This window comes from Mycobacterium sp. (genome assembly GCF_049683355.1).
In the GTDB taxonomy this organism is placed as follows: Bacteria; Actinomycetota; Actinomycetes; order Mycobacteriales; family Mycobacteriaceae; genus Mycobacterium.
Genome location: NZ_JBAUJB010000310.1, coordinates 1 through 9,321, shown reverse-complemented (window position 1 = coordinate 9,321; position 9,321 = coordinate 1). Strand labels below are relative to the sequence as shown.

The following is a 9,321-nucleotide window of genomic DNA, read 5'->3' as shown; positions in this document are numbered from 1 at the left end:
GCTCCCGGTGGCGCGACCTGGCGGGCCGCCCGGTCAGCCGCTGCGTCGTCGCCGCGCGCGGCCAGACGTGCCGCCTCCCGGGCAGCATCCACGCAACGCACCTGCATGGACACCGCATTGAGGCCGGCCAGGCAGACGACCAGGATCGCCACCAGTGCGAGTATCGCGAAAGCGGCCTCGGCAGTGGCGGTTCCAGATTCACCACCTAGACGCTGGTGTTCAACGCCCGGCTGATGATGTTGGTCAGGGCACCGACGATCGAGTCCCCGGTGACGACGGTATAGAGAATGGCCCCGAACGCGGCCGCGGCGATCGTACCGATGGCATACTCGACGGTGGACATGCCGTCGTCGTCGACGGCCAGCACGATCAGGCGGGCACGCAGGTCCCGAAAGCGTTCTCTGGTCATGGATTGTCTCCTTCATCTCTGGTCACAACACTCCCGATTGCAGGACTTCGCCGGCCAATCCGGCGACGACGGGCACGATGCCCAGACACAGGAAGGCCGGCAGATAGCACAGCCCCAGCGGCGCCGCGATCATCACCGAGGCGCGCTCGGCCTTTGCCCCGGCGCTGTCAGCGGCGTCACCGCGCAGTGCGGCGGCAAGGTCCTCGGTACCCTGTGCCAGCGCGACACCCGATGCCGCGGACCTGCGCGCCATCCTCAGGAACGCCTCGGCATGTTTGTCCACCGGCCCTGTCGGACTCGCCCACGCCACTGCAGGGTCTGCTCCCAGGGCCAGCAGATCGGCGGCCCGCCTCAGCAGCACCGCGAGGGCCGCGGGAGCGGACTCGGCGACCCCCGCCGCCGCGCTCGACACCGCCATCCCGGAGCGCAGACACGCCGCAAGGACATCCAGGCTGGACGCCGTGGCGAGCGCGTCGCCACGGCGCACCTCGTTGCGACCAATCTCGTCGTGATGCAGACCGATCCGCAGCCGGACGCCGGGAGCCCCGGGAGACAACAGCAGCGCCGTCGCGAGAAGGACTGCAGCCCAGGTCATCTGCTCACGCTCGCGGTTATTCGGTCCGACCAGAGCAGACCACAGCAGACCAACCCGCTACCGATCATCAGCAACCAGCCGCCCGCCCCTCCCGAGAGCAGGAACCGCACCGGCTCGGCCCCGATCGACTGCCCCAACAGCACGCCGAGGACCGGCAGCCCCGCGAGGATCGCCGCGGTGGCGCGGGCACCGGCCATGCCGGCTTCCACCCGACCCACGAAGCGTGCGCGTTCGGTGATGTCACGCTGCGCGGTCTGCATCAGGGTGGCGATCGCCAACCCATGGGACTGGGCGAGCTCCCAGCACACCGCCAACCGTTCCCAGTGGCCGGGTGATGCCGAGCGGAGCGCCTCGGCCCGCAACCCCGCGGCCACATCGGCTCCCAGCGCGGCCCGCGCGGCAACCGAGCTCAGAGACCGGGCGACGCGGCCGTGTGACTCGCCGGCCGCGACACTCATCGCGGCGACCGGATGCGCACCGATACGTAACTCCCCCACCAGGACGTCGAGGGCGGCCTGCAGCGCGGACTCTTCCTGTGTGCGCGTCCGCCTGGCGCGGGTGACGCGTCGCCGGGCGAGCAGGGTGGCGCCCAGCAGGCCGGCCGCGAGAACGGCAGTCCACGGGATCAGCAGCAGCAATGCCGCCCACCCGGCCACCGCGCACGGCACCAGGGGAAGCCGCCGGCGGCTCGACACCGTCGGCGTCAACGCTCGGGCACGCCGCCACGACGAAACCGGGGCAACCATCACGGCCAGCGCCAGGGCAAGGGCGGCGCCGGTCACGTCCGGCCCCGCACGCGGATCAGATGGTCCAGTGCCTGGGCGCCGCAACCGAAGCCGGTCTCAGCGCTCCAGCAGGGCAGTACCGTCACCCGGCCGTCGTCGGCCTGCTGCAATATCCCCACCTCGCTGAGGTGGCGGCGTCCCGTCTGATCGCGCGCCACGTGCAGGATCACCTGGATCGCCGCCGCGAGCTGGCTGTGCAGCGCGGCCCGGTCGAGGCCGCCGAGCGCGGCGAGCGCCTCGAAGCGGGCGGGCACCTCGGCCGGGTTGTTCGCGTGCACCGTGCCGGCACCGCCGTCGTGGCCGGTGTTCAGCGCTGCGAGCAGGTCGACGACCTCGGCGCCGCGTACCTCTCCGATGACGATGCGGTCCGGACGCATCCTCAGCGCCTGTTTGACCAGGTCACGGATCGTCACCTCGCCGACGCCCTCGACGTTGGCGCAGCGGGCGACGAGCTTCACCAGATGAGGGTGCCGGGGCGCGAGCTCGGCGCCGTCTTCCACGCACACGATGCGCTCGTCGGTGGCGACGGCGCCCAGCATTGCAGCCAGCAGCGTGGTCTTGCCCGCACCGGTTCCCCCGGAGACCACGAACGCCAGCCGGGCGTCGATGATGCCCCGCAGGAGTTCGGCTGCCTCGGCGGCGACGGCTCCCACGCCGGCGAGCGCGTCGAGGTCCTGACTGGCGGGCCGCAGCACCCGCAGCGACAGGCAGGTACCCGCGGCGGAGACCGGCGGCAGCACCGCGTGCAACCGGATCCTGAGCAGCTCGCCGGGACGGGCGGGGTCCAGATGATCGATCTGGCCGTCCACCCAGGGTTGGGCGTCGTCGAGGCGGCGGCCTGCGGTCAGCGCCAGCCGCTGCGCCAACCGGCGCACGGCGGTCTCGTCAGCGAATCGCACCGAGGTTTGTCGCAAGCCCCCGCCATCGTCGACCCAGACAGCATCGGGGGATGTCACGAGTACGTCGGTGGTCCCGGGGGCACACAACAGCGGTTCCAGGATCCCCGCACCGACCAGCTCGGTCTGCAACTCACGCAGGCTGCTGAGCACCTCGGTGTCGCCGAGCACACCACCGGACTCGGCCCGGATGGCGGCAGCCACGACGCTGGGCCGCAGTGGTGCCCGCTCGGCGGCGAGCCTCTCGCGGACCCGATCGACCAGCGGCGTGTTCATGCCGCGGATTCCGTCGGATGCGCCAGATGCGGGTTATGGCTGAGGATTCCGAGAACCGCGCGGACCGCCGCGGCGAGTGGTGATCGGCGTCGAAGCACCAGCCCGCCGCGTTCCAGTCGAGGTGCCAGACCGGGTTCCGGTCGCATCGAGGCCAGCACGGGGAACCCCACGATCCTTGCGACATCGACTGACCGGAGGCCGCCGGGCGACGGCCCGCGCACCACCACCCCGGTGTTCGGGTTGCCTACCGATGCCCATCGGGCGGTGGCAGCGGCGGCGGCACACGAGCGCACATCCGCTGTGGTGATCAACACCACGAGGTCCGCAGCGGCCAGCGCCGTCTCCGCAGTGACCGTCGGTTGGCGGGCGACATCGCAGACGACCGGTACCCCCGCCCTGCTGCCGGCGTCGATCACCGCGGCCAAAGCCGAAGAGCCGATGTGGTTGCTGGCAGCGTCCTCAGACAACACCCGACTTCCCGACAACACACTGACCCCGCGCCGCCTCGGCAGCGCGTCACGCAGGGCCGGATAGCTCAGGCGACCGCCGGCCAGTGACAGATCGGGCCATCGCAAGCCGGGTTCTGCCTCGTTACCGAGCACCAGATCCAGTCCGCCGCCCCACGGATCACCGTCCACAAGCAGCGATTCGGCCGCCGCCTGCGCCAGCGCGGTGGCGAAGACCGACGCCCCGGCACCCCCGCGACCTGCCAGAACGGCTACCACCGGCCCGCGGATCCCGCTCTGACCCGAAGCTTCTGCGGCGTCGGACAACGACGCCATCAGGTCCCGCTCCTGTGTGGGCAACATCACAATTTGTTGCGCACCAACAGCAACGGCCGCCTCCCATTCGGCCTGACCCGGTTCTGAGCGACTGACCAGCAGCACTCGCGCGCGACGTGGCAGGCCCCGTTGCACGCAGCGCCGGGCGGCACCGATATCCAGCAGGATCGCCGCGGCACCGGTCCACACGCGCAGACTCGAGGGATCGTCGGCACGCACCACACGCAGGCCCGCAGCTGCGACGATGCGGTCGATGTCGGCGTCGAGAGACCGGTCGTCGAGCACGGCCAGGATCCCCGCTGCTGTCGTCATGAACCCAGCGTCGAATGCGGTCGAGTTCTCCGAAAGAGCACGGCCGAGATCTGTGGATCAACGCCGTTTTGTGGACGGCGGACCCGCCGACAACACACCGAAAACGGTATTCCGCAACCTTTTCAGATTTGGGGACCTGTCCGCTTTGCGAAAACACCCCACAAAAGGGACGACCCCCGCCAGGGGGGGGAGGAGGCGGAGGTCGTCGTGTCTCAGCCCCGGGGGGTCGGGCTGAGACACACCCGGCATAAGCCGAGTCGTGCCCACTATACACACGCAAGAGCGCACCAGCGCAAGTGCCGAAACCCGGCGATGTCGGCCAAGGCCAGGAAAAATAACAGTCCGAGACTCGTGTCGTGAACTGCCAGTTTGTACAATCTGGCACGATCTGTCACACCAGGCCCCTCTATGCTGACGTTGTGACCTCATCCGACCCGGCGACAGGGGTGGGCCCACCCCCCGGGAAGCCGGCCTCATCGGACCGCCCCATTCGCACCGCGGCGTTCTTCGATCTGGACAAAACCATAATCGCAAAATCCAGCACTTTGGCTTTCAGCAAACCCTTCTTCAGCCAGGGGCTAATAAATCGGCGGGCCGTGCTGAAGTCGTCGTACGCGCAATTCCTATTCCTGATGTCCGGTGCCGATCATGACCAGATGGACCGGATGCGCTCCTACATCACCACCATGTGCACCGGATGGGACGTCGAACAGATCAAGTCGATCGTCGGCGAGACCCTGCACGACATCGTGGATCCGCTGGTCTTCGCCGAAGCGGCCGAACTCATCGCCGACCACAAACTCTGCGGTCGCGACGTGGTCGTCGTCTCGGCATCGGGCGAGGAGATCGTGGCGCCGATCGCCCGCGCCCTGGGCGCCACCCACGCGATGGCGACCCGGATGGTCGTCCAGGACGGCAAGTACACCGGCGACATCGCGTTCTACTGCTACGGCGAGGGCAAGGTCGAGGCCATTCGCGCCCTCGCCGCCCGCGAAGGTTACGCACTCGAACATTGCTACGCCTACTCGGACTCGATCACCGACCTGCCGATGCTCGAAGCCGTCGGTCATCCGACGGTGGTCAATCCGGACCGGGCATTGCGCAAGGAAGCGGTCGCGCGCGAGTGGCCCGTGCAGACCTTCACCAAGCCGGTGTCGCTACGCGTCCGCATCCCCGCCCCGTCTGGAGCGGCGGTGGCCACGACGGCTGCCGTCGGGGTCAGCGCCCTGGCCGCCGGCGCGCTGACCTACACGCTGCTGCGCAGATTCGCGTTCTGAGGCAGCCTGACCACGCATTAGCCAGTGCGCTGTCGTAACGATCCGGGATCGCGACCCTTTAGCCCTTGCTGTGACTGAGGTCACGTAGTACAAAGGAAGCACGGAAGCCGGGTGAGGCCAAGGTCGAGCCGGAAGAGAAGGCTCTATCTCCCGATCCCAGCTCCCCAGCACGGGTCCCGGAACCCACGCGGAGCACATACCGCGAAATAGGTAACAGCGTTGCGGGCCTGCGGAATTACGGAAAACGGACGACCACGACAGCCTTTTGGGTGGGGTTGCAATCGTAGCGCTTCGTAAGAACGCCGAGGCCAACCCACGCAACCCAGACAAGCACGCTTGGTAACCGGAATTCGTGCTCGCGGGCGGCGAACCGAAGTACTTTCGAATTACTTCGGGCGCCGCCCGCCTCGTTTTGCTGGGCCCCCCGAATCCCCCGCGTCAGCCCGAGGCCGACTGCGCGATGGACAACGCCTCGCGGGCGCCGGCATGCAGTGCCTCGCTGCTGAGCACCAGCCACGCCGTCAGTCCCTCCGCGGTTCCCGACGCGAAACCCCGCGCAGCTGCCTGATAGTCGCCCGAGCGGCGCATCCAGTGCACCTCGGGCACCCCGAGGCCGTGCGGGTCGAGCCCGCTGGCGATCGTCACCAGCCTCGACACCGCGCGGGCCACCACGCCGTCGGCGGTGCCGAACGGGCGCAGGGTGAGCAGTTCCCCGTGTCCGACGGCCGCCAGCACCGTGGCGGGCACCCGGGTGGCGCTGGTCATGACATCGGCGAGCAACTCGAGTCGCCGGCCGATGTCGGCTTCGGCGCGCGGCCGTCCGAGGTGGTCCGCCTCGACCAGATCCGTCGCCGCGAGCGCATGCAGCTTGGCGATGGCCTGCAGCGGCGCCCGCCGCCACACCCCCACCAGCGCGCCTTCACCGCCTTCGAGCGCCTCGGCCACCCGCAACGCGCCGGCGAGCACCGGGTCACTGCCGGCGTCCGCCGCTGCGGTGGCGAACTGCAGCGGTCCGCCGTCGAGCACCGACGACGCCCTGGCCGCCCGCAACGACGCCTCGGCTGCCGATTTCGGCCAGCCGCGTAGATTGGTCCGATGTCGGTGAGCCCTACCGAGCGCCTCGCGCGCCTCGTCGCCGGCCTGGACGACGCCGGGAAGCCGGGACAACGGCGCCAGGAGGTCGCCGGCCGCCCCGCCGTCGGCCGTCATCTGCGCTCACCACCGGTCACGCCCGCACACACTAGTCGACCACTGGACCCGCCAGCGATCACGTTCATCGCACGGCAGGCGCCGTCTACAGCCGTACTTGTGAGTTGCCAACGCTGATGCAACCTTCGGTGACTACCCTCACAGTCATGACCGAGACGCACGCCGAAGTCCAGCCTTCGTACCCCCCGGCCCCCGAGTTCGCCGAGAACGCCAACGCGACAGCGGCGTTGTACGACGCGGCGGAGGCCGACCGGTTGGCATTCTGGGCCGACCAGGCCAACAAGCTGAGCTGGGACACCCCGTTCGACGAGGTGCTCGACTGGTCCGAGGCGCCCTTCGCGAAATGGTTCGTCGGCGGCAAGCTCAACGTCGCCTACAACTGCGTCGACCGTCATGTCGAGGCCGGCAACGGTGACCGGGTCGCGATCCACTGGGAGGGTGAACCGGTCGGCGACGCCCGCGACATCACCTACTCCCAGCTCAAAGACGAAGTGTGCCAAGCGGCCAACACGCTCGCCGAACACGGCTTGCGCTCCGGTGACCGGGTCGCCATCTACATGCCGATGGTGCCCGAGGCCATCATCGCGATGCTGGCCTGCGCGCGGCTCGGCGCGATGCACTCGGTGGTGTTCGCCGGATTCTCCGCCTCGGCGCTGAAGGCCCGGATCGAGGACGCCGAGGCCAAGCTGGTGATCACCAGCGACGGTCAGTTCCGTCGCGGCAAGGCGGCCCCGCTGAAGGCCGGGGTCGACGAGGCGATCGAGGGCCTCGGTGACAACAGCCCCGTCGAGCACGTACTGGTGGTGCGCCGCACCGGAATCGACGTGCCGTGGACCGAGGGCCGCGACCTGTGGTGGGACGAGACCGTCCCGAAGGCCTCCACCGACCACGAGCCGGAGGCATTCGACTCCGAGCATCCGCTGTTCCTGCTGTACACCTCGGGAACCACCGGCAAGCCCAAGGGCATCATGCACACCTCGGGCGGCTATCTGACGCAGGCGGCGTACACCGTCTACAACGTCTTCGACGTCAAACCGCACTCCGACGTGTACTGGTGCACCGCCGACATCGGCTGGGTCACCGGACACACCTACATCGTGTATGGACCGCTGGCCAATGGCGTCACGCAGGTCGTGTACGAGGGCACGCCGGCCTCACCCGACGAGCACCGCCACTTCCAGGTCATCGAAAAATACGGTGTGACAATCTATTACACCGCGCCCACGGTGGTTCGCACGTTCATGAAATGGGGTCGCGAGCTCGCTTTCGAACACGATCTGTCCAGCGTCCGGCTGCTGGGCTCGGTGGGTGAGCCGATCAACCCCGAGGCATGGCGGTGGTACCGCCTGGTGTTCGGCAGCGACAAGACGCCGGTCGTGGACACCTGGTGGCAGACCGAGACCGGAGCGGCGATGATCTCACCGCTGCCCGGGGTGACCGACTGCAAGCCGGGATCGGCGATGCGCCCGCTGCCCGGGATCTCGGCCAAGATCGTCGACGACGACGGCAAGGATCTCGAGCCCAGCCCCGACCACGGCGAACACGTCACCGGCTACCTGGTGCTCGACAAGCCGTGGCCGGCGATGCTGCGCGGCATCTGGGGCGATCCCGAGCGGTTCAAGGAGACCTACTGGTCGCGGTTCGCCGAGCAGGGCTGGTACTTCGCGGGTGACGGCGCCCGGTACGGCAGCGACGGCGAGATCTGGGTGCTGGGCCGCATCGACGACGTGATGAACATCTCCGGCCACCGGATCTCCACTGCCGAGGTGGAGTCGGCGCTCGTCGGACACTCCGGGGTGGCCGAGGCGGCCGTCGTCGGCGCCACCGACGAGCACACCGGTCAGGCGATCTGCGCCTTCGTCATCCTCAAGTCACACCACGCCGAGATGTCACACGAACAGATGGTGGACGAACTGCGCTCCGAGGTGGCCAAGGAGATCTCTCCGATCGCCAAGCCCCGCGAGATCCACGTGGTACCGGAGTTGCCCAAGACCCGAAGCGGCAAGATCATGCGCCGATTGTTGCGTGACGTGGCCGAAGGCCGCGAGCTCGGCGACACCTCGACACTGGTCGATCCCAGCGTGTTCGAGGCGATCAGGGAGAGCAAGTAGCCTCAGGCCGCCCCCACCGGCACAAAACCGCTGCCTGGCCGTCCTTTGGCGGTGATGTCGGCGAGTTGGGTGTTGAACGACATCGTGACCGCCGGGGTGTGCAGCGGGATGAACTTGATCACGCAGGTCGGCAGCTCCTCGGAGAACGCCCCGTGAATCATCCCGACGAGCCTGTTGTTGACGGTGACCGGCGCCCCGGAGTCGCCGGGCTGCCCGCAGACCTGGTTGACGATCGTGCCGGGCTCCTCACCCGGCCCCCAGGTGACCCCACACGAATAGCCGGTGGTGCGGCCGAGCTTGCAGGCCACGTCGCCGAACGTGGGATCCGGCCCGAGTCCGTCGATGCGGAACCCGTTGACCGAACTGGTCGGGATGACCTTGGCCCGGTCGAACTCGATCACCGCGTAGTCCAGGCCGTCGTTGCCCGCGACCATCGTGCCGACGACGCCCGCGCTCTCGTCCCCTTCGGCGGCCACCACTGCGCCCGGTCCGCCGCAGTGCGCCGAGGTGAACCCGATCAGGCTGCCGCGATTGTCGGTTCCGATCGCGGTCAGGGTGCACAACGTCTCGCCATTGACGACGAGTCCGGAGCCACCCCCGAGCGTCACCGGCGAGTCGGCGTGGGCGGGGGCGACGATCCCGGACATGAGCATGGCACCCAGCGCCACG

The 9,321-nt window shown here is 68.8% G+C and carries 9 protein-coding genes and 1 pseudogene; 2 read left to right on the top strand and 8 right to left on the bottom strand.

What is annotated here, in order from left to right:
- The 6 genes and pseudogenes from WA944_RS18065 to ssd all read right to left on the bottom strand — a co-directional run.
- A pseudogene (locus WA944_RS18065) lies at nt 1-179 on the bottom strand (TadE family type IV pilus minor pilin); the annotation flags it as partial.
- 26 nt (nt 180-205) lie between these two features.
- A complete protein-coding gene (locus WA944_RS18060) occupies nt 206-409 on the bottom strand; it encodes a DUF4244 domain-containing protein (protein WP_163886488.1) in 204 nt (67 codons plus the stop codon).
- Nucleotides 410-431: 22 nt separating this feature from the next.
- Nucleotides 432-1,004 carry a type II secretion system F family protein gene (locus WA944_RS18055; RefSeq protein ID WP_526374745.1) on the bottom strand — a complete coding sequence of 191 codons (573 nt, stop codon included), beginning with the start codon at nt 1,002-1,004 and terminating at the stop codon, nt 432-434.
- Nucleotides 1,001-1,786, bottom strand: a complete 786-nt coding sequence (locus WA944_RS18050) for a type II secretion system F family protein (RefSeq protein ID WP_526609693.1) — start codon at nt 1,784-1,786, stop codon at nt 1,001-1,003. The genes WA944_RS18055 and WA944_RS18050 overlap by 4 nt, the downstream gene beginning before the upstream one ends.
- Nucleotides 1,783-2,961, bottom strand: coding sequence for a TadA family conjugal transfer-associated ATPase (locus WA944_RS18045; RefSeq protein WP_526647202.1), 1,179 nt, complete (start codon nt 2,959-2,961; stop codon nt 1,783-1,785). The genes WA944_RS18050 and WA944_RS18045 overlap by 4 nt, the downstream gene beginning before the upstream one ends.
- The gene (ssd, locus tag WA944_RS18040; protein ID WP_526609525.1) at nt 2,958-4,055 is read right to left on the bottom strand and encodes a septum site-determining protein Ssd; all 1,098 of its coding nucleotides are present in this window, start codon (nt 4,053-4,055) and stop codon (nt 2,958-2,960) included. Before ssd ends, WA944_RS18045 begins: the two co-directional genes overlap by 4 nt.
- A gap of 386 nt (nt 4,056-4,441) precedes the next feature.
- Here ssd and WA944_RS18035 point away from each other — a divergent pair, with 386 nt between their 5' ends.
- Nucleotides 4,442-5,332 (top strand): HAD-IB family hydrolase, encoded by an 891-nt coding sequence (locus tag WA944_RS18035; RefSeq protein WP_526608609.1) that lies wholly within the window; start codon nt 4,442-4,444, stop codon nt 5,330-5,332.
- A 438-nt stretch (nt 5,333-5,770) separates the two neighbouring features.
- Here the strand turns inward: WA944_RS18035 and WA944_RS18030 are convergent, their stop codons facing one another.
- A complete protein-coding gene (locus WA944_RS18030; RefSeq protein ID WP_526608605.1) occupies nt 5,771-6,541 on the bottom strand; it encodes a Fic family protein in 771 nt (256 codons plus the stop codon).
- Between the two features lie 146 nt (nt 6,542-6,687).
- On the opposite strand from WA944_RS18030, the gene acs reads away from it, so the two are divergent.
- Nucleotides 6,688-8,652, top strand: a complete 1,965-nt coding sequence (acs, locus tag WA944_RS18025) for an acetate--CoA ligase (RefSeq protein ID WP_526372487.1) — start codon at nt 6,688-6,690, stop codon at nt 8,650-8,652.
- Nucleotides 8,653-8,654: 2 nt separating this feature from the next.
- On the opposite strand, the gene WA944_RS18020 is transcribed toward acs, so the two are convergent.
- On the bottom strand, nt 8,655-9,305 hold the full coding sequence (locus WA944_RS18020; protein WP_526608607.1) for a S1 family peptidase: 651 nt from the start codon (nt 9,303-9,305) through the stop codon (nt 8,655-8,657).
- Nucleotides 9,306-9,321 lie beyond the last annotated feature (16 nt).

Excerpts from the sequence above, each read along its gene's own strand:
- acs (WP_526372487.1), top strand. The coding sequence starts at position 6,688 with ATGACCGAGACGCACGCCGAAGTCCAGCCTTCGTACCCCCCGGCCCCC.
- WA944_RS18045 (WP_526647202.1), bottom strand. The coding sequence starts at position 2,961 with ATGAACACGCCGCTGGTCGATCGGGTCCGCGAGAGGCTCGCCGCCGAG.
- WA944_RS18055 (WP_526374745.1), bottom strand. The coding sequence starts at position 1,004 with ATGACCTGGGCTGCAGTCCTTCTCGCGACGGCGCTGCTGTTGTCTCCC.
- WA944_RS18030 (WP_526608605.1), bottom strand. The coding sequence starts at position 6,541 with ATGACGGCCGACGGCGGGGCGGCCGGCGACCTCCTGGCGCCGTTGTCC.
- WA944_RS18020 (WP_526608607.1), bottom strand. The coding sequence starts at position 9,305 with ATGCTCATGTCCGGGATCGTCGCCCCCGCCCACGCCGACTCGCCGGTG.
- ssd (WP_526609525.1), bottom strand. The coding sequence starts at position 4,055 with ATGACGACAGCAGCGGGGATCCTGGCCGTGCTCGACGACCGGTCTCTC.
- WA944_RS18060 (WP_163886488.1), bottom strand. The coding sequence starts at position 409 with ATGACCAGAGAACGCTTTCGGGACCTGCGTGCCCGCCTGATCGTGCTG.